At 66.2% G+C, this 24,012-nt stretch carries 35 protein-coding genes; 32 read left to right on the top strand and 3 right to left on the bottom strand.

The genetic code is table 11. The features are described from left to right. Position 1 precedes the first annotated feature (1 nt). From tuf to rplQ, 30 genes are all read left to right on the top strand, one after another. A complete protein-coding gene (gene tuf / locus DSM104443_RS18390; RefSeq protein ID WP_171094875.1) occupies positions 2-1,192 on the top strand; it encodes an elongation factor Tu in 1,191 nt (396 codons plus the stop codon). 26 nt (positions 1,193-1,218) lie between these two features. Beyond that, positions 1,219-1,536: a 30S ribosomal protein S10 gene (gene rpsJ / locus DSM104443_RS18385; RefSeq protein WP_076019851.1), complete on the top strand. Its 318-nt coding sequence runs from the start codon at positions 1,219-1,221 to the stop codon at positions 1,534-1,536. A gap of 113 nt (positions 1,537-1,649) precedes the next feature. Further along, the gene (gene rplC / locus DSM104443_RS18380; RefSeq protein ID WP_171094873.1) at positions 1,650-2,309 is read left to right on the top strand and encodes a 50S ribosomal protein L3; all 660 of its coding nucleotides are present in this window, start codon (positions 1,650-1,652) and stop codon (positions 2,307-2,309) included. After that, positions 2,309-2,929, top strand: coding sequence for a 50S ribosomal protein L4 (gene rplD, locus DSM104443_RS18375; protein ID WP_171094871.1), 621 nt, complete (start codon positions 2,309-2,311; stop codon positions 2,927-2,929). The genes rplC and rplD overlap by 1 nt, the downstream gene beginning before the upstream one ends. Then, complete coding sequence (gene rplW / locus DSM104443_RS18370) at positions 2,926-3,234, top strand: 50S ribosomal protein L23 (RefSeq protein WP_171094869.1); 309 nt, start codon at positions 2,926-2,928, stop codon at positions 3,232-3,234. Before rplD ends, rplW begins: the two co-directional genes overlap by 4 nt. Positions 3,235-3,236: 2 nt before the next feature. Continuing rightward, positions 3,237-4,061 carry a 50S ribosomal protein L2 gene (rplB, locus tag DSM104443_RS18365; protein ID WP_171094867.1) on the top strand — a complete coding sequence of 275 codons (825 nt, stop codon included), beginning with the start codon at positions 3,237-3,239 and terminating at the stop codon, positions 4,059-4,061. A gap of 9 nt (positions 4,062-4,070) precedes the next feature. Further along, positions 4,071-4,376: a 30S ribosomal protein S19 gene (rpsS, locus tag DSM104443_RS18360; RefSeq protein WP_171094865.1), complete on the top strand. Its 306-nt coding sequence runs from the start codon at positions 4,071-4,073 to the stop codon at positions 4,374-4,376. 12 nt (positions 4,377-4,388) lie between these two features. Further along, complete coding sequence (gene rplV, locus DSM104443_RS18355; protein ID WP_171094863.1) at positions 4,389-4,730, top strand: 50S ribosomal protein L22; 342 nt, start codon at positions 4,389-4,391, stop codon at positions 4,728-4,730. A gap of 2 nt (positions 4,731-4,732) precedes the next feature. After that, positions 4,733-5,443 carry a 30S ribosomal protein S3 gene (gene rpsC / locus DSM104443_RS18350; RefSeq protein WP_171094861.1) on the top strand — a complete coding sequence of 237 codons (711 nt, stop codon included), beginning with the start codon at positions 4,733-4,735 and terminating at the stop codon, positions 5,441-5,443. Beyond that, on the top strand, positions 5,427-5,840 hold the full coding sequence (gene rplP / locus DSM104443_RS18345) for a 50S ribosomal protein L16 (RefSeq protein ID WP_171094859.1): 414 nt from the start codon (positions 5,427-5,429) through the stop codon (positions 5,838-5,840). The genes rpsC and rplP overlap by 17 nt, the downstream gene beginning before the upstream one ends. A 12-nt stretch (positions 5,841-5,852) precedes the next feature. Further along, on the top strand, positions 5,853-6,053 hold the full coding sequence (rpmC, locus tag DSM104443_RS18340) for a 50S ribosomal protein L29 (RefSeq protein ID WP_171094857.1): 201 nt from the start codon (positions 5,853-5,855) through the stop codon (positions 6,051-6,053). Then, positions 6,050-6,313, top strand: coding sequence for a 30S ribosomal protein S17 (gene rpsQ, locus DSM104443_RS18335; RefSeq protein ID WP_171094855.1), 264 nt, complete (start codon positions 6,050-6,052; stop codon positions 6,311-6,313). Before rpmC ends, rpsQ begins: the two co-directional genes overlap by 4 nt. 260 nt (positions 6,314-6,573) lie before the next feature. Next, a complete protein-coding gene (gene rplN / locus DSM104443_RS18330) occupies positions 6,574-6,942 on the top strand; it encodes a 50S ribosomal protein L14 (protein WP_171094853.1) in 369 nt (122 codons plus the stop codon). A 12-nt stretch (positions 6,943-6,954) separates the two neighbouring features. Beyond that, complete coding sequence (rplX, locus tag DSM104443_RS18325) at positions 6,955-7,287, top strand: 50S ribosomal protein L24 (RefSeq protein ID WP_171094851.1); 333 nt, start codon at positions 6,955-6,957, stop codon at positions 7,285-7,287. A gap of 220 nt (positions 7,288-7,507) precedes the next feature. After that, on the top strand, positions 7,508-8,008 hold the full coding sequence (gene rplE / locus DSM104443_RS18320) for a 50S ribosomal protein L5 (protein WP_246232998.1): 501 nt from the start codon (positions 7,508-7,510) through the stop codon (positions 8,006-8,008). Then, the gene (rpsN, locus tag DSM104443_RS18315; RefSeq protein WP_171094847.1) at positions 8,008-8,313 is read left to right on the top strand and encodes a 30S ribosomal protein S14; all 306 of its coding nucleotides are present in this window, start codon (positions 8,008-8,010) and stop codon (positions 8,311-8,313) included. The genes rplE and rpsN overlap by 1 nt, the downstream gene beginning before the upstream one ends. A gap of 10 nt (positions 8,314-8,323) precedes the next feature. Further along, complete coding sequence (rpsH, locus tag DSM104443_RS18310; RefSeq protein ID WP_171094845.1) at positions 8,324-8,719, top strand: 30S ribosomal protein S8; 396 nt, start codon at positions 8,324-8,326, stop codon at positions 8,717-8,719. Between the two features lie 10 nt (positions 8,720-8,729). Next, complete coding sequence (gene rplF / locus DSM104443_RS18305) at positions 8,730-9,263, top strand: 50S ribosomal protein L6 (RefSeq protein ID WP_171094843.1); 534 nt, start codon at positions 8,730-8,732, stop codon at positions 9,261-9,263. Positions 9,264-9,275: 12 nt separating this feature from the next. Beyond that, on the top strand, positions 9,276-9,632 hold the full coding sequence (rplR, locus tag DSM104443_RS18300) for a 50S ribosomal protein L18 (RefSeq protein ID WP_171094841.1): 357 nt from the start codon (positions 9,276-9,278) through the stop codon (positions 9,630-9,632). Positions 9,633-9,642: 10 nt separating this feature from the next. After that, entirely contained in the window at positions 9,643-10,176 is a 534-nt protein-coding gene (rpsE, locus tag DSM104443_RS18295; protein WP_171094840.1) for a 30S ribosomal protein S5, read from the top strand. 12 nt (positions 10,177-10,188) lie between these two features. Further along, positions 10,189-10,401: a 50S ribosomal protein L30 gene (gene rpmD, locus DSM104443_RS18290; RefSeq protein ID WP_171094838.1), complete on the top strand. Its 213-nt coding sequence runs from the start codon at positions 10,189-10,191 to the stop codon at positions 10,399-10,401. Between the two features lie 5 nt (positions 10,402-10,406). Then, positions 10,407-10,901 (top strand): 50S ribosomal protein L15, encoded by a 495-nt coding sequence (gene rplO, locus DSM104443_RS18285; RefSeq protein ID WP_171094835.1) that lies wholly within the window; start codon positions 10,407-10,409, stop codon positions 10,899-10,901. 14 nt (positions 10,902-10,915) lie between these two features. Further along, positions 10,916-12,238 carry a preprotein translocase subunit SecY gene (secY, locus tag DSM104443_RS18280; RefSeq protein ID WP_171094833.1) on the top strand — a complete coding sequence of 441 codons (1,323 nt, stop codon included), beginning with the start codon at positions 10,916-10,918 and terminating at the stop codon, positions 12,236-12,238. Positions 12,239-12,243: 5 nt separating this feature from the next. Further along, positions 12,244-12,462 (top strand): translation initiation factor IF-1, encoded by a 219-nt coding sequence (gene infA / locus DSM104443_RS18275; protein WP_076019872.1) that lies wholly within the window; start codon positions 12,244-12,246, stop codon positions 12,460-12,462. A 12-nt stretch (positions 12,463-12,474) separates the two neighbouring features. After that, a complete protein-coding gene (gene rpmJ / locus DSM104443_RS18270) occupies positions 12,475-12,588 on the top strand; it encodes a 50S ribosomal protein L36 (protein ID WP_076019873.1) in 114 nt (37 codons plus the stop codon). 34 nt (positions 12,589-12,622) lie between these two features. Then, positions 12,623-12,994: a 30S ribosomal protein S13 gene (rpsM, locus tag DSM104443_RS18265; RefSeq protein ID WP_171094831.1), complete on the top strand. Its 372-nt coding sequence runs from the start codon at positions 12,623-12,625 to the stop codon at positions 12,992-12,994. Positions 12,995-13,022: 28 nt separating this feature from the next. Then, entirely contained in the window at positions 13,023-13,418 is a 396-nt protein-coding gene (rpsK, locus tag DSM104443_RS18260) for a 30S ribosomal protein S11 (protein ID WP_076019875.1), read from the top strand. 31 nt (positions 13,419-13,449) lie between these two features. Further along, positions 13,450-14,070 carry a 30S ribosomal protein S4 gene (gene rpsD, locus DSM104443_RS18255; RefSeq protein ID WP_171094828.1) on the top strand — a complete coding sequence of 207 codons (621 nt, stop codon included), beginning with the start codon at positions 13,450-13,452 and terminating at the stop codon, positions 14,068-14,070. Positions 14,071-14,127: 57 nt separating this feature from the next. Continuing rightward, on the top strand, positions 14,128-15,105 hold the full coding sequence (locus DSM104443_RS18250) for a DNA-directed RNA polymerase subunit alpha (RefSeq protein ID WP_171094826.1): 978 nt from the start codon (positions 14,128-14,130) through the stop codon (positions 15,103-15,105). 116 nt (positions 15,106-15,221) lie between these two features. Beyond that, positions 15,222-15,650, top strand: a complete 429-nt coding sequence (gene rplQ, locus DSM104443_RS18245; protein WP_171094823.1) for a 50S ribosomal protein L17 — start codon at positions 15,222-15,224, stop codon at positions 15,648-15,650. A 54-nt stretch (positions 15,651-15,704) separates the two neighbouring features. On the opposite strand, the gene DSM104443_RS18240 is transcribed toward rplQ, so the two are convergent. Further along, the gene (locus tag DSM104443_RS18240) at positions 15,705-16,976 is read right to left on the bottom strand and encodes a glycerate kinase type-2 family protein (protein WP_171094821.1); all 1,272 of its coding nucleotides are present in this window, start codon (positions 16,974-16,976) and stop codon (positions 15,705-15,707) included. A 40-nt stretch (positions 16,977-17,016) separates the two neighbouring features. Here DSM104443_RS18240 and DSM104443_RS18235 point away from each other — a divergent pair, with 40 nt between their 5' ends. Beyond that, positions 17,017-18,327, top strand: coding sequence for a hypothetical protein (locus DSM104443_RS18235; RefSeq protein ID WP_171094820.1), 1,311 nt, complete (start codon positions 17,017-17,019; stop codon positions 18,325-18,327). A 13-nt stretch (positions 18,328-18,340) separates the two neighbouring features. Here DSM104443_RS18235 and DSM104443_RS18230 read toward each other — a convergent pair whose 3' ends face one another. Together DSM104443_RS18230 and uvrA are read right to left on the bottom strand one after the other, a co-directional pair. Then, positions 18,341-19,822 (bottom strand): rhomboid family intramembrane serine protease, encoded by a 1,482-nt coding sequence (locus tag DSM104443_RS18230; protein WP_171094818.1) that lies wholly within the window; start codon positions 19,820-19,822, stop codon positions 18,341-18,343. A gap of 6 nt (positions 19,823-19,828) precedes the next feature. Continuing rightward, a complete protein-coding gene (uvrA, locus tag DSM104443_RS18225; RefSeq protein ID WP_171094816.1) occupies positions 19,829-22,684 on the bottom strand; it encodes an excinuclease ABC subunit UvrA in 2,856 nt (951 codons plus the stop codon). 71 nt (positions 22,685-22,755) lie between these two features. On the opposite strand from uvrA, the gene DSM104443_RS18220 reads away from it, so the two are divergent. Further along, positions 22,756-23,931: an MFS transporter gene (locus DSM104443_RS18220; RefSeq protein WP_171094814.1), complete on the top strand. Its 1,176-nt coding sequence runs from the start codon at positions 22,756-22,758 to the stop codon at positions 23,929-23,931. Positions 23,932-24,012: the final 81 nt, after the last annotated feature.

Below are 24,012 nucleotides of genomic sequence, written 5' to 3'. Positions count from 1 at the left end.
CATGGCCAAGGGCAAGTTCGAGCGTACGAAGCCCCACGTGAACGTGGGCACGATCGGTCACGTGGACCACGGCAAGACCACGCTGACGGCGGCGATCACGACGGTGCTGTCGAAGAAGTTTGGTGGCGAGGCGAAGGCCTACGACCAGATCGACGCGGCGCCGGAGGAGAAGGCGCGCGGGATCACGATCAACACGGCGCACGTGGAATACGAGACGAGCAAGCGCCACTACGCGCACGTCGATTGCCCGGGCCACGCGGATTACGTGAAGAACATGATCACGGGTGCGGCGCAGATGGATGGCGCGATCCTGGTCGTGAGCGCTGCCGATGGCCCGATGCCGCAGACGCGAGAGCACATCCTGCTGGCCCGCCAGGTGGGCGTGCCGTACATCATCGTGTTCATGAACAAAGCGGACATGGTCGATGACAAGGAGCTGCTGGAGCTGGTGGAGCTGGAAGTCCGCGAGCTGCTCTCCAAGTACAAGTTTCCCGGCGACAAGACGCCGATCATCATCGGCTCGGCGCTGAAGGCGCTGGAGGGTGATACGGGCGAGCTGGGCGAAGGCGCGATCATGAAGCTGGCCGATGCGCTGGATTCCTACATCCCGACGCCGGAGCGCGCGATCGACGGCACGTTCCTGATGCCGGTGGAAGACGTGTTCTCGATCTCGGGTCGCGGCACGGTGGTCACGGGCCGCATCGAGCGTGGCGTGATCAAGGTGGGCGAGGAGATCGAGATCGTGGGCTTGAAGCCGACGGTCAAGACGATCTGCACGGGTGTCGAGATGTTCAGGAAGCTCCTGGACCAGGGGCAGGCCGGCGACAACGTGGGGATCCTGCTGCGCGGCACGAAGCGCGAAGAGGTCGAGCGTGGCCAGGTGCTGGCCAAGCCGGGCTCGATTCCGCCGCACACGAAGTTCGAGTGCGAGGTGTACGTGCTGTCGAAGGAAGAGGGTGGCCGTCATACCCCGTTCTTCAACGGCTATCGCCCGCAGTTCTACTTCCGTACCACCGACGTGACCGGCGCGCTGGTGCTGCCGGAAGGCACCGAGATGGTCATGCCCGGTGACAACATCAAGATGACGGTGACGCTCATTGCGCCCATCGCCATGGAAGAGGGACTTCGCTTCGCCATCCGCGAAGGCGGCCGCACCGTCGGCGCCGGCGTCGTCTCCAAGATTCTCGAGTAGTCGTACAGGTACAAAGGAAAACAGTCATGGCTCAAAGCCTCGGTCTCCAGAAGATCCGCATCCGCCTCAAAGCGTTCGACTACAAGCTCATCGACCAGTCGGCGCAGGAGATCGTGGAAACGGCCAAGCGCACCGGCGCCGTGGTGAAGGGCCCCGTGCCCATGCCCACGCGCATCGAGCGCTTCGACATCCTGCGCTCGCCGCACAAGAACAAGACGTCGCGCGACCAGTTCGAGATCCGCACGCACCTCCGCCTGATCGACATCGTCGACCCGACGGACAAGACGGTGGACGCGCTCACCAAGCTGGACCTCCCGGCGGGCGTGGATGTGAAGATCAAGTAACACCCGAGGCGGGGTAGAATCCCCGCCCGGTTATTTCAATGCAGTGCCGGCCAATTGCAGCCGGCGCCCCGAGGGGAAAACCCCGGGGTTACCTAAAAGAGAAAGGAAAGAAGATGAGTCTCGGTCTTGTCGGCCGGAAGGTCGGCATGATGCGCATCTTCAAGGAGGACGGAACTTCCGTCCCCGTGACGGTGCTCGATTGTGCCGGCAACCGCATCACCCGCATCAAAACGTCCGAATCGGACGGCTACTCCGCGATCCAGGTCGCGTTCGGCAAGCGTCGCGCCACCCGCGTCACGAAGCCCCTCGCGGGCCAGTTCGCGAAAGCCGGCGTCGAAGCCGGCAGTGTGCTGCGCGAATTCCGCGTGGACGCCAAGGAAGTCGCCGAGCTGAAGGTCGGAGGCGAGCTCAAGGTGGACATGTTCCAGGTCGGCCAGCAGGTCGACGTCTCGGGCACGACCATCGGCAAGGGCTACGCCGGCGTGATCAAGCGCCACCACTTCTCGTCCAACCGCGCGTCGCACGGCAACTCGCTGTCGCACAACTCGCCCGGCTCGATCGGCATGGCGCAGGACCCGGGTCGCGTTTTCCCGGGCAAGCGCATGGCCGGCCATCTCGGCGACGTGAACCGCACGGTCCAGCTGCTGGAAGTCGTGCGCGTCGACACCGAGCGTTCGCTGATCATGATCAAGGGCTCCGTGCCCGGCGCGAAGAACGGCAAGGTCCTCCTCCATCCGAGCGTGAAGGCCAAGGCGCCGAAGGGAGGCAAGTAATGGAACTCAAGGTCATCAACGACAAGGGCGAGAAGCAGGCATCGGTTGCCGCTTCCGAGACCCTCTTCGGCCGCGACTACAACGAAGCGCTCGTCCACCAGGTCGTCGTCGCCTACCAGGCCAACGCCCGGGCCGGCACGCGCAAGCAGAAGACGCGCAGCGAAGTCCGCCACTCCACCAAGAAGCCCTGGCGCCAGAAGGGCACCGGCCGCGCTCGCGCGGGCATGACGTCCTCGCCCCTGTGGCGCGGCGGCGGGCGCACCTTCCCGAACTCGCCTGACGAGAATTTCTCGCAGAAGGTGAACCGGAAGATGTACCGCGCCGGCATGGCTTCCATCCTCTCGCAGCTGGTTCGCGAGGAGCGCCTCACGGTGATCGACGCCTTCACGGTCGACCAGCCGAAGACGAAGTCCCTGGTGCAGAAGCTGAAGAACATGAAGCTCGACGCCGTGCTGATCATTACCGACAGCCTCGACGACAACCTCTACCTGTCCTCGCGCAACCTGCCGAACGTGCAGGTTCTCGAGGCGCGCCACGCCGATCCGGTGAGCCTGGTCCATGCGGCCCAGGTGATCATCACCAAAGGCGCGGTGAAGCACCTCGAGGAGGCGCTGGCATGAACCAGGAACGACTGATGAAGGTGATCCTCGCTCCGGTGATCTCGGAGAAGGCGACGCTCGTGGGCGAAACCCGCAAGCAGGTCGTCTTCGAAGTGCTCCCGGACGCGACCAAGGCCGAGATCAAGGCCGCCGTGGAGCTGCTCTTCAAGGAGCAGAAGGTGGAAGTCTCCGCGGTCAACGTCGTCAACGTCAAAGGCAAGGAAAAGCGCCACGGCCGTTTCATCGGCAAGCGCAAATCCATCAAGAAAGCCTATGTGAGCCTGAAGGGCGACGGCGACATCAACTTCGTGGAAGGGGTGGCCTGACCATGGCACTCGTCAAAACCAAACCGACCTCGGCGGGCCGCCGCTCGATGGTCAAGGTCGTGAACCACGACCTTCACAAGGGCAAGCCGCACGCTCCGCTGGTCGAAAGCCAGTCCAAGCGCGCCGGCCGGAACCACTTCGGCAACATCACGACCCGCCACCAGGGCGGTGGCCACAAGCAGCACTACCGGATCATCGACTTCCGCCGCAACGACAAGGACGGGATCCCGGCGAAGGTCGAGCGCATCGAATACGACCCGAACCGCAGCGCCAACATCCTGCTGGTGTGCTACGCCGACGGCGAGCGCCGCTACGTGATCGCCCCCAAGGGCATCGCCGTGGGCGCGAAGATCGAGAGCGGTCCCGAGGCCCCGATCAAGGATGGCAACACGCTGCCGCTGCGCAACATCCCGGTCGGCACGATCGTGCACTGCATCGAGATGATGCCCGGCAAGGGCGCGCAGATCGCGCGTTCCGCCGGTGCGTCCGTCCAGCTGCTCGCCCGCGAGGGTGAGTACGCGCAGCTGCGCCTGCGTTCGGGCGAGATCCGCCGCGTGCACATCAACTGCCGCGCGACGATCGGCGAAGTGGGCAATTCGGAGCACAACCTGCGCGTCATCGGCAAGGCCGGCGCGAACCGCTGGCGCGGCATCCGCCCGACGGTGCGCGGCGAGACCATGAACCCCGTGGATCACCCGCTGGGCGGCCGCACACGCGGCAACCGCCATCCGGTGTCCCCTTGGGGCCAGCCCGCCAAGGGCAAGAAGACGCGGACCAACAAGCGCACGCAGGTGATGATCGTGCGCAGCCGCCACAAGAAGGCGTAAGGACCACACATGGCACGCTCAATCAAGAAAGGCCCGTTCGTGGACGGGCACCTGCTGCGCAAAGTCGAAGCCGCGCAAGCCGCGAAGGACAAGCGCCCGATCAAGACCTGGTCGCGCCGTTCCACCGTCCTTCCGGACTTCGTCGGTCTCACCATCGCGGTCCACAACGGGAAGCAGCACATCCCGGTGTACGTGACCGAAAACATGGTCGGGCACAAGCTCGGCGAGTTCGCCCTGACGCGGACCTTCAAAGGCCACTCGGCCGACAAGAAGGTCTCGACCAGCGGCACGCCGGCTCCGGCCGCGAAGAAGTAAGGAGAGACCGCGATGAACGTACAAGCGAAACTCTACGGCGTTCGCCTCTCGGCCCAGAAGGGCCGTCTGGTGGCCGACCTCGTGCGCGGCCAGCCCGTCGGCAGCGCGCTCAACATCCTCGCCTTCACGCCGAAGAAGGGCGCCAAGATCATCAAGAAGGTGCTGGAGAGCGCGATCGCGAACGCGGAGCACAACAACGGAGCCGACATCGACGAGCTCAAGATCACCACGATCTTCGTCGAGAAGGGTCCCGTGCTCAAGCGCTTCCACGCGCGCGCCAAGGGCCGCGGCAACCGGATCATCAAGCCGACTTGCCACGTCTTCCTCACCGTCGGCGACGGGAAAAAGGACTAGCCATGGGACAGAAGATCAACCCGACCGGGTTCCGACTCTCGGTCAACCGCAACTGGGCCTCGAAGTGGTTCGCGAGCACCAAGGAGTTCCCGGCCATGCTGGCCCAGGACATCAAGGTGCGCGAGTACCTCAAGAAGAAGCTCTCGCACGCCGCCGTCGGCCGCGTCGTCATCGAGCGTCCCGCCAAGAACGCACGCATCACGATCTACTCGGCTCGTCCGGGCGTCGTGATCGGCAAGAAGGGCGAGGACATCGAAGGCCTGCGCAACACCCTGCAGCGCCTGATGGGCGTGCCGGTGCACGTGAACATCGAGGAGATCCGCAAGCCCGAGCTCGACGCGCAGCTGATCGCCGACTCGATCACCGGCCAGCTCGAGAAGCGGGTGATGTTCCGCCGCGCCATGAAGCGCGCGATGCAGAACGCCATGCGCCTCGGCGCCCAGGGCATCAAGATCACCAGCGCCGGCCGACTGAACGGTGCCGAGATCGCCCGCACGGAGTGGTACCGCGAAGGCCGCGTGCCGCTGCACACCCTGCGCGCGGACATCGAGTACGGCTTCTCCGAAGCCAAGACGACCTACGGCACGATCGGCGTGCAGGTCCTCGTCTTCAAGGGCGAAACGCTGGGCAAGGGCGAGCAGCCCGTGGCGCCGGCGCCGGAACCCGACAAGAAGCCCAGAAGGGCGGGAGCGAAACATGTTGCAGCCAGCTAGAAGGAAGTACCGGAAGGAGCAGAAGGGCCGCAACAAGGGCGTCGCCACGCGCGGCGCCAAGGTCTCCTTCGGCGAGTTCGGCCTGAAGGCCCTCGGTCGCGGCCGCCTCACGGCGCGCCAGATCGAGGCCGCGCGCCGGGCGATGACGCGCCACATCAAGCGGGGCGGCCGCGTCTGGATCCGCATCTTCCCGGACAAGCCGATCTCCAAGAAGCCGGCCGAGGTCCGCATGGGCAACGGCAAGGGCTCGCCCGAGTATTTCGTGGCCGAGATCGTGCCCGGCAAGGTGCTCTACGAGATGGACGGCGTGGAAGAGTCGGTGGCCCGCGAGGCCTTCGCGCTCGCCGCGGCGAAGCTGCCGATCCGTACGGCGTTCGTTCAACGCCTGATCGGCTAAGAGGAAAACGACATGAAATCGAGCGAACTGCGGGGCAAGTCCGTGGATGAGCTGAACAAGGAGCTGCTGGACCTGCGCAAGGCGCAGTTCGGCCTGCGCATGCAGCTGGCCACCCAGAGCCTCACCAAGAACAGCGAGATCCAGCGCGTCCGGCGCGAGATCGCGCGCGTGCACACCGTGCTCACCGAGAAGCGCAAAGGGGTCGCCAAATGACCGAGACCGCGAAGAATACGCGCACGCTCACCGGCATGGTGGTGAGCGACAAGATGGACAAGACCGTCACCGTGCTGGTCGAGCGCCAGGTGATGCATCCCATCGGCAAGATCGTCCGCCGCGCCAAGAAGTACCACGCCCACAACGAGGGCAACGACGCGAAGATGGGCGACACGGTGGTGATCGAGGAGTGCCGCCCGCTCTCCAAGACCAAGGCGTGGAAGGTCTCCCGCCTGGTCCAGCGGGCTCGTGCCGAGTAGCTTGCGGTAGCGGCACGAATCCTGCTATAATCGCGGTCTTTGCTTGGTGGCCCCGGCTTCGTGGGCCCCAAGTGCTTAAGAGCCCGGGGAAGCAGCATTTCCCGGGGACTGCCCGGCCGCCAGCCGAAGCCGTTTCACCAAAACGCCCGGGCCCAGAAGTACACCAGACCAAGCCCATTGGAGCGCAACCCGTTCCTGTGGAAGACGGATCCAAGACTGGCCGGACGGGTTTGCCGCCGGGTTAAGTTGGAGAGAAACCAATGATTCAGATGCAGTCGATTCTCGACGTCGCCGATAACACCGGCGCGCGCTCGGTGATGTGTATCAAGGTCCTCGGCGGCTCCAAGCGCCGCTACGCGGGCATTGGCGACATCATCAAGGTCAGCATCAAGAGCGCTGCCCCCCGGGGCCGCGTCAAGAAGGGGGAGGTCTACAGCGCCGTCGTCGTGCGTACCGCGCACGGTGTACGCCGCCCCGACGGCTCGGTGATCAAGTTCGACACCAACGCCGCGGTCCTCCTGAACCCCAAGCTCGAGCCGATCGGCACGCGCATCTTCGGACCGGTGACGCGCGAGCTGCGCACCGAGCGCTTCATGAAGATCGTGTCGCTGGCTCCCGAAGTGCTGTAAGGAGCGCGAGCAATGAACAAGATCCGCAAGGGCGACCAGGTCGTCGTCACCACCGGCAAGGACAAGGGCAAGAAGGGCACCGTCCTTCGCGTCCTCGAGTCCGGCAAGGCCGTGGTCGAAGGCGTGAACCGCGTGAAGAAGCACCAGCGTCCCAACCCCGTGAAGGGCATGACCGGCGGCATCATCGACAAGGAGATGCCGATCAGCCTCTCCAACGTGATGCTGGTGAACCCGGCCACCGGCAAGGGCGATCGCGTCGGCTTCAAGTTCCTCGCCGCACAAGGCAAGGAAGCGCCGCGCAAGGTCCGCTTCTTCAAGTCCAACGACGAAGTCGTGGACGTCTGAGCCCGGAGAACTGACGATGGCATCCAAAGACAAAGAGCAGAAACCGGCGAAGGACAAGAAGCCTCCGTCGCAGGACGCGCAAGCCGCGCCCAAGAAGGCCGCCAAGGAAGCGAAGGCCGCCAAGCCCGCCGCCGACGGCAAGAAGGCCGAGCGCCCCACGGCGCCGTCCACGCCGCCGCGCCTGAAGACCGTGTACCAGGAAACCGTGGTGCCGGCCCTCATGAAGCAGTTCGGCTACAAGACCAAGATGCAGGTTCCGCGCGTCACCAAGATCACGCTGAACATGGGCGTGGGCGAGGCCGTCGCGGACAAGAAGATCCTCGACCACGCGGCCGCCGACATGCAGAAGATCGCGGGCCAGAAGCCGGTGATCACCAAGTCGAAGAAGTCGATCGCGGGCTTCAAGATCCGCGACAACTATCCCGTCGGCACGATGGTGACGCTGCGCTCGCGCCGCATGTACGAGTTCCTCGACCGCCTGGTCACGATCGCGCTGCCGCGCGTGCGCGACTTCCGCGGCGTGCCGGGCCGGGCGTTCGACGGCCGCGGCAACTACAACCTGGGCATCAAGGAACAGATCATTTTCCCCGAGATCGAGTACGACAAGATCGACGCGCTCAGGGGCATGAACATCAGCATCACCACCACCGCGAAGACCGACGAGGAAGCCAAGGCTCTCCTCGCAGCGTTCCGGTTCCCGTTCAGAACTGAGAGGGCGTAATGGCCAAGCTCGCAGTCATCAACCGCAACTTCAAGCGTCAGGCGACGGTGAAGAAATTCGCCGTGAAGCGCGCTGCGTTGCAAGCCGTCATGAAGGACCCGAAGGCCACCGACGAGGCCCGTGACGAGGCGCGCGCGAAGTTCCACGCGATGCCCCGCGACGCGTCCCCGGTGCGCCTGCGCAACCGTTGCGCCCTCACGGGCCGTCCTCGCGGCACGTTCCGCAAGTTCGGGCTCGCGCGCAACAAGATCCGTGAAATCGCCATGCGCGGGGAAATCCCGGGCATGACGAAGGCGAGCTGGTAAGGAGACCACGATGAGCATGAGTGATCCCATCGCCGACATGTTGACGCGCATCCGCAACGCCCAGGCCACCGAAAAGGTCAGCGTCGCGATGCCCAGCTCGAAGGTGAAGCTTGCAATCGCCGAGGTGCTGAAGTCCGAGGGCTACATCGAGGACTTCGCGGTGCGCACCAACGAAGGCAAGAACACCCTCGAGATCGGCCTCAAGTACTACGCCGGCAAGCCCGTGATCGAGAAGATCGAGCGCGTTTCGCGCCCCGGCCTTCGCGTCTACAAGGGGCGCGAGGACATCGAGCCCGTGATGAACGGACTCGGCGTGGCCATCGTTTCCACTTCCCGCGGCGTGATGACCGACCGCCGCGCCCGTGACACGGGCGTGGGCGGCGAAGTCCTCTGCATCGTGGTCTAAGGAGCGAGCCATGTCCCGTATCGGCAAGAACCCCATTCCGCTGCCCGAGAAGGTGGAAGTGACCGTCGCCAACGACGTCCTCACCGTCAAGGGCCCGCTGGGCACGCTGAAGCAGGCGATCTCGTCCGACGTCACCGTGAAGGTGGAGGACGGCAAGATCGTCTTCGCCGCGGCGAACGACTCGCAGCAGGCCAACGCGATGAGCGGCACGCTGCGCGCCCTCACCGCGAACATGGTCCACGGCGTGAAGCAGGGCTTCGAGAAGAAGCTCACCCTCGTCGGCGTCGGCTACAAGGCGCAGGTCCAGGGCACGAAGATCAACCTGAACCTCGGCTTCTCGCACCCGATCGTGCATCCGCTGCCCGAAGGCGTGAAGGCCGTGGCCCCGACGCAGACCGAGATCGTGATCTCGGGCGCCGACCGCCAGAAGGTGGGCCAGGTCGCCGCCGAGATCCGCGCGTACAAGAGCCCCGAGCCGTACAAGGGCAAGGGCGTTCGCTACGCCGACGAGAAGGTCTCCCTCAAAGAGACCAAGAAGAAGTAACGGAGAGACACCATGCTCGACAAAAAAGCCTCGAGGACGCGCCGCGCCGCCAAGACGCGCGTGCGCATTGCGCGCCAGGAAGCCGTGCGCCTCACCGTGCACCGCACGAACCTCAACATCTACGCGCAGGTCATCGACGCGACGGGCGGCAAGGTCCTTGCCTCCGCCTCCTCGCTCGAGAAGGACGTGCGCGCGAAGCATCCGAACGGAGCCGACAAGGCCGCCGCTGCCCTCGTGGGCGCGCGCATCGCCGAGAAGGCGAAGGCCGCCGGCGTGACGGAAGTCGCGTTCGACCGCGCGGGATTCAGCTACCACGGCCGCGTGAAAGCGCTCGCCGACGCCGCCCGCGAGGGCGGTCTCAAGTTCTGAGGATCTGACTATGGCGAAACCCGAAGGCGGCAGAGGCGGCAGGCGCGACCAGCAGGAAGAGCGCACGGACGGCTTGCGCGAGAAGATGATCTCGGTCAACCGCGTCACCAAGGTGGTGAAGGGCGGCCGGATCCTGGGCTTCGCGGCCCTCACCGTGGTCGGCGACGGCGACGGCTCGATCGGCATGGGCAAGGGCAAGGCCCGCGAAGTGCCGGTCGCCGTGCAGAAGGCGATGGAATCGGCCCGCCGCAACCTCGTCAAGGTCAACCTGAAGAGCGGCACCATCCACCACGAAGTGCTGGGCCGCCATGGCGCCACGCGCGTGATGATGAAGCCGGCGCAGGAAGGCAACGGCATCAAGGCCGGCGGCGCCATGCGCGCGGTCTTCGAGGTGATGGGTGTCACCAACATCACCGCCAAGTGCCACGGCTCCACCAACCCCTACAACGTCGTGCGCGCCACGCTCGACGGCCTCCTGCAGCAGCGCCGTCCGTCGGAAATCGCGGCGAAGCGCGGCAAGAAGGTCGAAGAGATCGTCGGCTAAGGAACATCGGACATGACCAAGAAGGCTGACAAGCCCGCCACGGCGGGCAAGAAGATGATCCGGGTCACCCTCGTGAAGGGCACGACCCAGACCATCGGCAAGCATCGCGAATGCGTGAAGGGCCTGGGCCTGCGCCATCGCCAGCACACGGTCGAGGTGGAGGACACGCCGTCGGTCCGCGGAATGATCAACAAGGTGAGCTACCTCGTGAAAGTCGAGGGCTAGAGACCATGGAACTCAACGACATCAAGCCGGCAGCCGGCTCCAAGAAGAACCGCCGTCGCGTCGCGCGTGGCCCGGGCTCCGGCCTGGGCAAGACCGCCGGCCGCGGCCACAAGGGCCAGAAGGCCCGCGCGGGCGGCTACCACAAGGTCGGTTTCGAAGGCGGCCAGATGCCGCTGCAGCGCCGCCTCCCGAAGCGCGGCTTCCTCGCCGTCACGATCGAGAAGGCCACCGAAGTGCGCCTGGGCGACTTGGCGCGCGTCGAAGGCGACACGATCAACCTCGCCAGCCTCAAGAAGGCCGGCCTGGTGGGCGACAAAGCCTCGCGCGCGAAGATCATCCTCGCCGGCGAGCTGAAGAAGAAGGTGAAGGTCGAGGGCGTGCCCGCGACCAAGGGCGCCAAGGCGGCCATCGAGTCGGCCGGCGGTTCGGTCGCCGACATCGCCGTTCGCGAGAAGGCTGGCAAGTTGAAAGCCAAGCCGAAGGCCCAACCTAAGGCCTAACGGGAAAAAACCTTTTGTCCGCCAATCCTTTCGCGACCCTGGGCAAGCTCGGCGATCTCAAGCGCCGGCTGTGGTTCCTCGTGGGCGCGCTCGTCGTCTACCGCGTCGGGGCCCATATCCCCGTGCCGGGCATCGACCCGGCGGAACTGGCACGCCTGTTCCAGCAGAACCGCGGCGGCATCCTGGACATGTTCAACATGTTCTCGGGCGGCGCGCTGTCGCGCTTCACGATCTTCGCGCTCGGGATCATGCCGTACATCTCGGCCTCGATCATCATGCAGCTGATGTCGGTCGTGCTGCCGTCCGTGGAGGCCCTCAAGAAGGAGGGCGAGGCGGGCCGCCGCAAGATGACGCAGTGGACGCGCTACGGCACCGTGGTGCTCGCGGCCTTCCAGGCCCTCGGCATCTCGATCGCGCTGGAGTCGCAGCCGGGCCTCGTGCTCGACGCCGGCCTCGCATTCCGCATCACCACCGTGATCACGCTGATGACGGGCACCATGTTCCTCATGTGGCTGGGCGAGCAGATCACCGAGCGCGGCATCGGCAACGGCATCTCGATGATCATCTTCGCCGGCATCGTGGCGGGCCTGCCCACCGCGATCGCGGGCACCCTCGAGCTGGTGCGCACGGGCTCGATGAGCGTCTTCATCGCCCTGCTGGTCTTCGGCCTCGTGGTCGGCGTCACGGCCGTGGTGGTCTTCATCGAGAAGGGCCAGCGCCGCATCCTCGTGAACTACGCCAAGCGCCAGGTCGGCAACAAGCTCTACGGCGGCCAGAGCTCGTTCCTGCCGCTCAAGCTCAACATGTCGGGCGTGATCCCGCCGATCTTCGCCTCGTCGATCATCCTGTTCCCGGCCACGGTCGCGAACTGGTTCGGCTCCTACGAGCACATGACATGGCTGAAGGACTTCTCGGCCATGCTCGCGCCCGGCCAAGCGCTGTATGTCGTGATGTACGCGACGGCCATCATCTTCTTCTGCTTCTTCTACACGGCGCTCGTCTTCAACTCGAAGGAGACGGCGGACAACCTGAAGAAGAGCGGTGCGTTCGTGCCGGGCATCCGCCCGGGCGACCAGACCGCGCGCTACATCGACAGGATCATCACCCGCCTCACGCTGGTCGGTGCGATCTACATCACCCTGGTCTGCCTGCTGCCGGAGTTCCTGACCAGCCAGTACAACGTGCCGTTCTACTTCGGTGGAACGTCGCTGCTGATCACGGTGGTGGTCACCATGGATTTCATGGCCCAGCTCCAGGCCTATCTCATGTCGCACCAGTACGAGAGCCTGCTCAAGAAGGCTAACTTCAAGGGAACCGGCGGGTTCCCGGTGCGATAGGGAATATGGCGAAGGAAGAGACGATCCAGATGCAGGGCGAGGTCGTGGAGACCCTGCCCAACGCGATGTTCAGGGTGAAGCTCGAGAATGGCCACATCGTTCTCGGCCACATCTCCGGGAAGATGCGGATGCACTACATCCGGATCCTGCCGGGAGACAAGGTGACGGTTGAAGTGTCGCCCTACGATTTGACGAAGGCGCGGATCACGTTCCGCGCCAAGTAAGGAGAAACGACGATGCGAGTTCAGGCTTCGGTCAAGAAAATCTGCCGCAAATGCAAGATCGTGCGGCGCAAGCGCGTCGTGCGCGTCATTTGCAGCGACCCGCGCCACAAGCAGCGCCAGGGTTGAACCCGCGCGCCCGAGAGTTATAGAGGACTAGAACATGGCCCGTATTGCAGGCATCAACATCCCGAACCAGCAGCACGCCTCGATCGCGCTGACGGCGATCTTTGGCATCGGCCGCTCCCGTGCGCGCCTGATCTGCGACGCCGCAGGCATCAAGCAGTCGGCGAAGATCAAGGACCTCACCGACGCGGAGATGGACAAGCTGCGCGAGAACGTCGCGAAGTTCAGCGTCGAAGGCGACCTCCGCCGCGAAGTCTCGATGAACATCAAGCGGCTGATGGACCTCGGCTGCTACCGCGGCGTTCGCCACAAGAAGGGCCTGCCGGTCCGTGGCCAGCGCACGCGCACCAACGCACGCACCCGCAAGGGTCCGCGCAAGGCCGTCCGCCTGTCCAAGGCCGCGACCTGAGCACGAAGACTGAAAGGTAGACAAAGACATGGCCAAGGCACCTGCAGCCGCACGAGTCCGCAAGAAGGCGAAGAAAGTCGTCTCCGAGGGCATCGCGCACGTCCACGCGTCCTTCAACAACACGATCATCACGATCACCGACCGCCAGGGCAACGCCCTGTCGTGGGCGACCTCGGGTGGCGCGGGCTTCAAGGGCTCGCGCAAGTCCACGCCCTTCGCTGCCCAGGTGGCCGCGGAGAGCGCAGGGCGCGCCGCGCAGGAGCATGGCGTGAAGAACCTCGAAGTGCGCATCAAGGGCCCCGGCCCGGGCCGTGAGTCGGCCGTGCGCGCGCTGAACGCACTGGGCCTGAAGATCATCTCGATCGCCGACGTGACGCCCGTCCCGCATAACGGCTGCCGCCCGCCGAAACGCCGCCGGATGTAACCGGCGACTGACGAGAACATAGGAGAACACCGTGGCACGTTACCTTGGACCCACCTGCAAGCTCGCCCGTCGCGAGGGAACCGACCTCTTCCTGAAGAGCGCTCGTCGTTCGCTCGACACGAAGTGCAAGCTCGACTCCCGCCCCGGCCAGCACGGAGCGAAGTCGACGCGCATCTCGGAATACGGCACGCAGCTTCGCGAGAAGCAGAAGATCCGCCGCATGTACGGCGTGCTCGAGCGCCAGTTCCGCAACTACTTCATCAGCGCCGCGTCCCGCAAGGGCGCGACCGGCGAGGTGCTCCTCCAGACGCTGGAGAGCCGCCTCGACAACGTCGTCTACCGCATGGGGTTCGCCTCCACGCGCGCGGAAGCCCGCCAGCTCGTCTCGCACAAGGCGATCGAGGTGAACGGCAAGCCCGTGAACATCCCGTCCTACCTGGTCCGCGCGACGGACACGGTCGCGGTGCGCGAGAAGTCGAAGGCCCAGTTGCGCATCAAGAGCTCGCTCGAGCTCGCCGAGCAGAACGGCTTCCCGAGCTGGGTCGAGATGGACGCGAAGAACTTCAAGGGCGTGTTCAAGAACGTGCCCGACCGCGCGGAGTTTGCCTCCGACGTGAACGAACAGCTGGTGGTCGAGCTTTACTCGAAATAAGCGGTAAGCGGTATCGAGGAAAGCTCTCCCGTCAACGAACAGGCAGAGGCCACACGCATGCAAAGCAATGCCACGAATTTCCTGAAGCCCCGCATCATCGACGTGCAAAACCTGTCGCCCACGCACGCCAAGGTGGTGATGGAGCCGTTCGAGCGCGGCTACGGCCACACGCTCGGCAATGCGCTCCGCCGCATCCTCCTGTCGTCGATGCCCGGCTATGCCGCCACCGAGGTGAAGATCTCGGGCGTGCTGCACGAGTACTCGACGATCGAAGGTGTGCAGGAGGACGTCGTCGACGTCATCCTGAACCTGAAGGGCGTCGTGATGAAGCTGCACAACCGGAACGAAACCACGCTCAAGCTGAAGAAGGCGACGGCGGGGCCCGTGACGGCCGCGGACATCGAGCAGACCCACGACGTCGAGATCATCAATCCCGAGCACGTGATCGCCCACCTCACGGCCGGCGGCAAGCTCGACATGACCATCAAGGTCGAGAAGGGCCGCGGCTACGTGCCGGCCACCTCGCGCCGCACGGACGACTCGCGCTCGATCGGCTCCATCCTCCTGGATGCGTCGTTCTCGCCGGTTCGCCGGGTGAGCTACCAGGTGGAAAGCGCCCGCGTCGAGCAGCGCACCGACCTGGACCGCCTCGTGATCGACATCGAGACCAACGGCGTCATCGAACCGGAAGAAGCCGTGCGTTACTCGGCCTCCGTCCTCGTGGACCAGCTGTCGGTGTTCGCCTCGCTGCAATCGACGTCGGAAGAGCGCGTCGAGTCCTCGCAGCCGCAGGTCGACCCGATCCTGCTGCAGCCGGTCGACGACCTCGAGCTCACGGTGCGCTCGGCCAACTGCCTCAAGGCCGAGAACATCTACTACATCGGCGATCTGATCCAGCGCACCGAGAACGAGCTGCTGAAGACCCCGAACCTCGGCCGCAAGTCGCTGAACGAGATCAAGGAAGTCCTCGCCTCCAAGGGCCTCACGCTCGGCATGAAGCTCGAGAACTGGCCGGTCGCAGGACTTACGAAGTAAGCCCGTCGTCATCCCCGCGCAGGCGGGGACCCAGACTCTGGACCCCCGCCTTCGCGGGGGTGACTAAACCACAACAAATACAAGGCTGAACAAGCCAACAACTTTAGGAAACGAACATGCGTCACGGACACGGTCCCCGCAAGCTGAACCGAACCACCAGCCACCGGCTGGCGATGTTCCGCAACATGACGGTCTCGCTGCTCAAGCACGAAGCCATCAAGACCACGCTGCCGAAGGCGAAGGAACTGCGCCGCGTGGCCGAGCCCATCATCACGCTCGGCAAGAACCCGACGCTCGCCAACAAGCGCATCGCGTTCAACAAGCTGCGCGACCGCGACATGGTCCTCAAGCTCTTCGCCGAGCTGGGCCCGCGCTACAAGTCGCGCAACGGCGGCTACCTTCGCATCCTCAAGATGGGCTTCCGCCAGGGCGACAACGCCCCGATGGCCTACGTCGAGCTGATGGACCGCCCGGCGCCGGTCGAGGCAGACGCCGAAGCTCCGAAGAAGGGCAAGAAGAATTCGCAGGAAGAGGCAACCGCGTAAGACGGACGCCTGCTCAGGGTAAAAAGCCGCCTTCGGGCGGCTTTTTTTATGGGCCTACTGGATGAGGATCACCCGGAAGTCGTTCACGTTCGTCCGCGTGGGGCCCGTGACGACGAGGTCGCCGAGCGGCGCGAAGAACCCGTAGCCGTCGTTCGCGGCGAGCAGCCGCTTCGGCGCGAGGCCCAGCGCAACGGCACGCGCGAGCGAATCGGGCGTGAGGAGGGCGCCGGCATTGTCCTCGCTGCCGTCGATGCCGTCGGTATCCGCGGCCAGCGCGTGCACGTGGTCGAGGCCCTCCAGCTCCACCGCGAGCGACAGCAGGAACTCGGTGCAGCGCCCGCCGCGCCCGTTGCCGCGTACGGTGACCGTCGTCTCGCCGCCGGAGATCAACGCCACGGGGGCCTTCATGGGATGCCCGTGCGTGCGGATCTGCCGCACCAGCGCCGCATACACCTTGGCCACCTCGCGCGATTCGCCGGTCACGCTGTCGCCCAGCACCATCGGCGTCACGCCGCGCGCCTGCACGAAGGCCGAGGCCGTCATGAGGCTGCGGTGCGCGGTCGCGATGACGCGGTTTTCCGTACGGGCGAAGGCCGGGTCGCCGGGCTTGTGCGATTCGGGCACCTCGCCGCGCAGCCCGCGCTCGAGGTAGCTCGCGATCGAGGCGGGCGCCTGCACGCCGAATCGCTCGAGGATCTCGACCGTGTCGGCAAACGTCGTCGGATCGGGCGTGCACGGCCCCGAGGCGATGTGCGTCGGATCGTCGCCCGTCACGTCGGAGATCACGAGCGCCAGCACCGGGGCGCGCGTCGCGGCGGCGAGCCGGCCGCCCTGGATGCGCGAGAGGTGCTTGCGCACCGTGTTCATGTCCTGGATGGGCGCGCCGCTCGCGAGCAGCTGCTTGGTGAGGGCCTTCAGGTCCGCCATCGCCACGCCTTCGACGGGGAGCGAGAGCAGGGCCGAGCCGCCGCCCGAGACGAGTGCCAGCAGCAGGTCGTCCGGGCCGAGGGCGCTCGCGGCCGCCAGGATCTCGCGTGCCGCCGCCTCGCCGCTTTCGTCCGGAACGGGGTGGCCCGCTTCGACCACGCGTATGCGCTTCGTCGGCAGCCCATGCCCGTAGCGCGTGATCACCACGCCTTCCAGCGGCGCGCTCTCGGGCCAATGCCGCTCGACGGCGAGGGCCATGGAGCCCGCGGCCTTGCCGGCGCCGACGACGAGGGTGCGACCCCTGGGCGGCGGGGGGAGGTGCCCCGGGACGATCTGGAGGGGGTCGGCCGCCGAGAGGGCGGCATTGAAGCTTCCGAGCAGGATTTCGCGGGGTTTCATCGGTCTTGCGCCATTTTCAGGGAATGTTACATTGCCGCCGGTGAGCACTTCGAAATCCGCCCCCCCGCCATTCTGGCAGCAGCTGCCCCGCGTCTTCACCTACCCGATGCACGGGGACGCGATGGTGAAGATCGTGGTCTTCGCGTTGTTCGTGGCGATCACCTCCCACATCGGGTTCCTCGCCTACATCCTGAGCCGCCTCGCGTGGCTCGCGTTCATGGCGTACTGCTTCCGCATCCTCGAGCGCACCGCGCGCGGCCACCTCGTGCCCGGCGACTACGTCGACGACCGCACGAACAAGGACCGCCGGCCGCTGATGCAGGTGGGCATCATCTTCGTGTTCATGTTCCTGGCGATCATGATCGGCGTCTTCGTCGGCAAGATCGCGGGACAGATCGCGCTGATCCTGGTCGCCCTGGCGTTGCCTGCCTCGATCATGGTGCTGGCGCTCGACGAGCGCTTCTTCGCGGCCATCAACCCCGTGCGGCTCCTCGAGGTGATCGCCGGCATCGGCCTGCCGTACTTCGCGCTCTGCGTGTTCCTCTTCCTGCTGCTGCAGAGCGCGCAGTTCCTCGGCGCCGTGCTCGACGACTTCATGCCGGTGTTCGTGAGCCAGTTCCTCGCGGACGCCGTGACCATGTACTTCATGGTGTCGATGTACTACCTCATGGGCTACGCGCTCTACCAGCACCACGAGGAGTTGGGCGTCGATGTGCAGGTCGATACCGCGATGGCGCAGCGCGCGCTCGCCGTGGCGAGCGGCAAGAAGGTCGAGCCGGAGCTCCTCGGCCCGCAGACGCAGGGCCTGCTCGCCGAGGCGAAGCTGGGCGAGGCCGCGGAGCGGATCGAGAACCGCCTCAAGCGCGAGTGGGACAACAACAAGCTGCAGGACCAGTACCACAAGGTGCTGATGATGGACGGCAAGGAGAAGCCGATCATCAAGCACGTGAACGAGTACCTGCCCAAGCTGATCCGCGAGAAGCGCGGGGCGCGTGCCGTCGACATCTACGAGGCGGCGAAGAAGAAGATCCCCGACCTCACCCTCGCCGACTCCACGATCATCCTCCCGCTCGCGACCGCCGCTTCGGACCTGCGCCGCGACACCATCGCGGTCGAGCTGCTGAAGGGCTTCGACAAGCGCTACCCGGGCCACGAGGACATCCCCGGCGTGTACATGCTGGTGGGCAAGATCATGCTCGAGCGCCAGAACCAGTACGCGATGGCGCAGAAGGTCTTCCAGGCGATCGTGGCGAAATTCCCCCAGCACAAGCTGGCGGCCGAGGCGGCGAAGATGGCGGAGATCGCGGGCAAGATGGCGGCCCAGGCGCTGTCCTCGCCCTCCTCGCCCTAGCGGGCGGCCCGAGCTAGGCGCGGCTCGCCTTCGCCTGCGCGGCGATCAACGCGCGATAGTGCTTCGCCTTCTTGAGGCTCACGGGGCTGGAATCCACCGCCGCGTGGCCGTGCGCGAGCTGATCCCAGATGGCGGGCAGCCGCGCGTCGCCGGGCGCGATCTTCAGCAGCAGCTCGGCCGCCCGCTCTCCCTCGGCGAGGTGACCCGAGCGCGCGAGCACGAGGCCGATGCGGCCCAGCGCGTCGGGCGTGAGGCGAGGGGCGGGCGCGGCCTTGCCGAGGTACTCGAGGAACACCTGCCGCTGGAACTGGCGCGTCGGGCCATCGGGGCCGGGCAGCGTCATCAGCAGCCCGACGACCTGGTGATAGCCCTCGCTCGCGGGCTCGAACTTGGCCACGGCGTGCCATTGGCGCAGCAGGTCGGCGCGCGTGGGGAAGCGCTGCGCGAGGCGGGCGAACACCACCGAGGCGCCCTTGAAATCCACCTTCGCCACCAAGGCCCGCGCGCGATCGAACTCCGCCTGGTCGAAGGCTTCCTGCTCACGCTGTCCGTGGAAGGCCTCGACGCGCTGTCCCGTGAAGCGCCTTGCCGCGAGGCCCAGCAGCGCTCCGCCGATCAACCCGCCCGCGTGCGCCATGTAGCCCGTCGAGCTTTCGCGATCGACGAGGTACTGCAGGATCTCGTAGGCGATCCAGACGGGAAGCATGACGATGCCGCGCATCGTCTTGAACCCGAAGACGACGAACACCCAGTAGAAGAAATTCACCGGGCGCGCGCCGAAGAGCACGGTGAAGAGGCCCATCAGTCCCGAGATCGCGCCCGACGCGCCCACCGACGGAATGGCGCTCCCGGCATGCACGACGTAGAAGAGCACGTCACCGGCCAGGCCGCCCAGCAGGTAGAGACCGAGGTACCACCCGCCGCCGAGCACGCGCTCCACGGCGACGCCGATGATGAACAGGAACACCATGTTGCCGAGCAGGTGCATGAGGCTGCCGTGCAGGAACATGCTGGTGATCCACGTCACCGGCCGCGGGTCGGCGGGCGTGAAGCCGAAGCGCCGGAACGACACCTTCGAAGCGAGCGCTTCGAACCTCGCACGGTCGGCTCGCCATGTTGCGTAGCGCGGGTCCTGCGGCTGGATGAGGCGCCCGCTGCGCAGTTGCCGCAGGAACGGCTCGTCATGCGTCATCGCCTGTACCAGGTACTCCGCGACGGCCGGATGCGCGAGATGCGCGGGCGAGTCCCACGCGGGATCGGCCTTCTCGAGCACCTCGAGCGGCTTGGGCTGCGTCTCGCGCAGGTGCGTGGCATACAGCGGTAGCTCGATGGCCGGCAGCGACGACGCGAAGTACGCGTCCAGGGCCTTGCGCTCCCGCTCCGCGTCGCCGCCCTGGTAGAGCAGGAACACGAGGCAGTTGATGAGGATGAGCGCCAGCGTGACCGGCGGAGGCCGCCGCCAGTTGAGGCCCTCGACGATCGGGACGATCAGCATGCGGCGTTACGCGCCCGCGGCACGCTTGCGCAGCGGCGCCCCGAGGAGCGCCTTGAGGAACTGGCCCGTGAAGCTGCCCGGCGCCTCGGCCACGTCCTCCGGCGTTCCTTCCGCGATCACGCGCCCGCCGCCGTCTCCGCCCTCGGGGCCGAGGTCGAGCAGCCAATCCGCGGTCTTGATCACGTCCAGGTTGTGCTCGATCACCACCACGGTGTTGCCGTGGTCGCGCAAGCGGTGCAGCACCTTGAGCAGCAGGTCGATGTCGTGGAAGTGCAGGCCCGTGGTCGGCTCGTCGAGGATGAAGAGCGTCCGGCCGGTGTCGCGCTTCGAGAGCTCGAGCGAGAGCTTCACGCGCTGCGCCTCGCCCCCGGAGAGCGTGGTGGCGCTCTGCCCCAGTCGGATGTAGCCCAATCCCACTTCGAGCAGCGTGGCGAGCTTGCGCGCGATCGCGGGCACGGCGGAAAAGAACTCGTGCGCCATCTCGACCGTCATGTCGAGCACCTCCGCGATCGAACGGCCCTTGTAGTGCACCTCGAGCGTCTCGCGGTTGTAGCGCTTGCCATGGCAGACGTCGCACGGCACGTACACATCCGGGAGGAAGTGCATCTCGACCTTGATCATGCCGTCGCCCTGGCACGCCTCGCAGCGCCCGCCCTTCACGTTGAACGAGAAGCGGCCGGGGCCGTAGCCGCGGGCGCGCGATTCGGGAACGCCCGCGAAGAGGTCGCGGATCGGCGTGAAGAGGCCGGTGTACGTGGCGGGGTTGGAGCGCGGCGTGCGGCCGATCGGGCTCTGGTCGACGCTGATGACCTTGTCGAAATGATCGAGGCCTTCGATCGCGTCATGTTCCGCGGGCTCTGCCGCGGACCCATACAGATGGTGCGCGACCGTCGTGTAGAGCGTGTCGTTGATGAGCGTGGACTTGCCCGAGCCCGACAGGCCCGTCACCGCGACGAAGAGGCCGACGGGAATGTCCACCGTCACGTTCTTCAGGTTATTGCCCCGCGCGCCCGCGATGCGCAGGACCTTCTTCGGATCGGGACGGCGCCGCGTCTTCGGCACGGCGATGCTGCGCCGCCCGGAGAGGTACTGGCCGGTGAGCGAGGCGGGGTTGCGCTCCACCTCGATCGGCGTGCCCTGGGCGACGATCTCGCCGCCGTGCACGCCGGCGCCCGGGCCGATGTCCACGACGTAGTCGGCGGCCTCGATCGCTTCCTCGTCGTGCTCGACGACGATCACGGAGTTGCCGAGGTCGCGCAGGCGCTTCAGCGTCTCGATCAGGCGCGCGTTGTCCCGCTGGTGCAGGCCGATGGAAGGCTCGTCCAGCACGTACATGACGCCGGTGAGGCCCGAGCCGATCTGGCTCGCGAGGCGGATCCGCTGCGCTTCACCACCGGAGAGCGTATCGGCCGAACGAGTGAGCGAGAGATAGTCCAGGCCCACGTTGTTCAGGAACTGCACGCGGTTGGCGATCTCGCGCACGATCTTCTCGGCGATCTGCTTCTTCGAGCCCGCCAGCTCCAGCGTCTCGAAGAAGGGCTGCGATTCGCGCAGCGGCATCGCGGAGAGCTCGTGGATGTTGCGGCCCGCCACGCGGACATTGCGTGCCTCGACGCGCAGGCGTGTGCCCAGGCACTCCGGGCACGAACGCGTGTTCAGGTACTTGGAAAGCTCTTCCTTCACCGCGACCGAATCGGTCTCGCGGTAGCGGCGCTCGAGGTTCGGGAGGATGCCCTCGAAGGCGTGCTCCTTCACGGCGCTGCGGCCCTTCTCGCCCGGATAGCGGAAGGCGATCTTCTCCTCGCCGGAGCCGGTCAGCACGACCTCCTGCGAGGCCTGCGGCAACGAATCGAAGGGTGCCTCGATGTCGAACTGGTAGTGCTGCGCGAGCGACTGCAGCATCGAGAAGTAGAACTGGTTGCGCCGGTCCCAGCCGCGGATGGCGCCGCCGGCGAGCGAGAGGTCCGGTTGCGCGACGACGCGCTTCGGATCGAAGAACGTGATCTGCCCGAGGCCGTCGCAGCGCGGGCAGGCGCCCATCGGGTTGTTGAACGAGAAGAGCCGCGGCTCGAGCTCGGGGATGGAGTAGCTGCAGACCGGGCACGCGAACTTGGCGGAGAAGAGATGCTCGGCCGTTCCGTCCATCTCCGCGGCGATGGCGCGCCCTTCGGCGTGCCGCAGCGCCGTTTCGAATGATTCCGCGAGGCGTTGCTTCACACCCGCATCGCCGGCGACGATCTTCAGCCGGTCGACGACGATCTCGACGGTGTGCTTCTTGTTCTTGTCGAGCTTGGGGAGCTGGTCGATCTCGTGGACCTTGCCGTCCACGCGCAGGCGCACGAACCCCTGGCCGCGGAGATCCTCGAAGAGCTCGACCTGCTCGCCCTTGCGGCCGACGACGAGCGGGGCCAGCACCATGATGCGCGTGCCGTCGGGGAGGGCCATCACGTGGTCGACCATCTGCGCCACGCTCTGCGCGGAGAGCGCCACGTCATGGTCCGGGCAGAACGGGTCGCCCACTCGCGCGAAGAGCAAGCGGAGGTAGTCGTGGATCTCGGTGACCGTGCCCACGGTGGAGCGCGGGTTGTGCGACGTGGCCTTCTGCTCGATCGAGATCGCGGGCGAAAGGCCCTCGATGAGATCCACGTCCGGCTTCTCCATCAACTGGAGGAACTGGCGGGCATAGGCGGAAAGCGATTCGACGTAGCGGCGCTGGCCCTCCGCGTACAGCGTGTCGAAGGCGAGGGAGGACTTGCCGGAACCGGACAGGCCCGTGATCACCACGAGCTTGTTGCGGGGAATGTCGAGGCTGACGTTCTTGAGGTTGTGGGTGCGGGCGCCGCGAATGCGGATGGAATCCATCGCCTGAGCCAGAAGGGCAATCTGCTAATATACCGCAGCTTCCTCTCCTGCTTCCATCCCGAATTCCCCCGTTGAACACCTCGGCCCGCATGAGCCCGCGCGAGCTGCGCGCCAGCCTTTCGTTGGCCGCGATCTTCGGCTTGCGCCTGTTCGGGATGTTCGTGATCCTCCCGGTCTTCGCCCTTTGGGCCGAGGGCCGGCCCGGGTGGAACCTCACGCTGGTGGGCATCGCGCTCGGGGTCTACGGCCTCACGCAAGCCATCCTGCAGATCCCGTTCGGCTACTGGTCGGACCGCTCCGGGCGCAAGCCCGTGCTCTACATCGGCCTCGCGATCATGGCGTGCGGCAGCTTCGTCGGGGCGGGCTTCGAGTCGCCGTGGATGGTGATCCTGGGCCGCATGCTGCAGGGCGCGGGGGCCGTCTCCGCGGTCGCGATCGCGATGGCGGGCGATCTGACGCGCGACAGCCAGCGCACCAAGGCGATGGCGATCATCGGCTCTTCCATCGGCGCCGCGTTCGCGTTGTCGTTCGTCCTGGCACCCTTCCTCGAGCACGCCATCGGCGTCCGGGGCCTCTTCGCGATGACGGGCGTGTTCTGCATCCTCGCGATGGGCGTGGTGGCGTGGGTCGTCCCGGATGTCGAAGGCAAGCCCGCCGAGCGCCAGCACACGAAGCTGGGCGCGGTGTTGCGCGACGCGGAGCTCGTGCGCATCAACATCGGCATCTTCATCCTGCGCATGGTGCTGATGGCGGTGTTCGTCGTCGTGCCGATGGGCCTGGTCGCGGCCGGCGCCCCTGCGAAGGATCACTGGTGGGTCTATCTCGTCTCGGTCGGCGGCGGCTTCCTGCTCATGCTGCCCGTGGTGATGGGGCAGCTCGGGCAACGCGACCGCCCCGTGGTGATCGGCGCCATCGCGACGCTGGGCATTTCCATCGCGGCGCTCGCCGCGAGCGAGGGTCACCTCGCGGGACTCGTGGTGGCGCTCGTCATTTTCTTCGCGGGCTTCAACGCCCTCGAGGCGAAGTTGCCGGCGATGGTCTCGCGCGCGGCCCCGGCAAGCGCCCGCGGCCTCGCGACGGGCGTCTTCTCGAGCATCCAGTTCCTCGGGATGTTCGCGGGCGGCTCGCTGGGCGGTTTGCTCGCGCAGCGCGGCGGGATGCTCGTGGTCCTCGGCGCGTGCTTTGCCGCCGTGGCCCTCTGGCTCCTGGTGGCTTCGCGAATGGGAAACTTCGTCCCAATAAAGTGAGAAAATGGGAGCTCGACGCGAAGTTCTGCGGCAACATTCCCGATCGGTGACGTCCTGCCGGCTCCCTGCGGGCCGGGATGA

Origin of the sequence: Usitatibacter rugosus (assembly GCF_013003965.1) — a bacterium.
Taxonomy (GTDB): Bacteria; Pseudomonadota; Gammaproteobacteria; order Burkholderiales; family Usitatibacteraceae; genus Usitatibacter; species Usitatibacter rugosus.
Note: the sequence above shows the minus strand (reverse complement) of the source record. Positions and strands in the feature narration are given on the sequence as shown.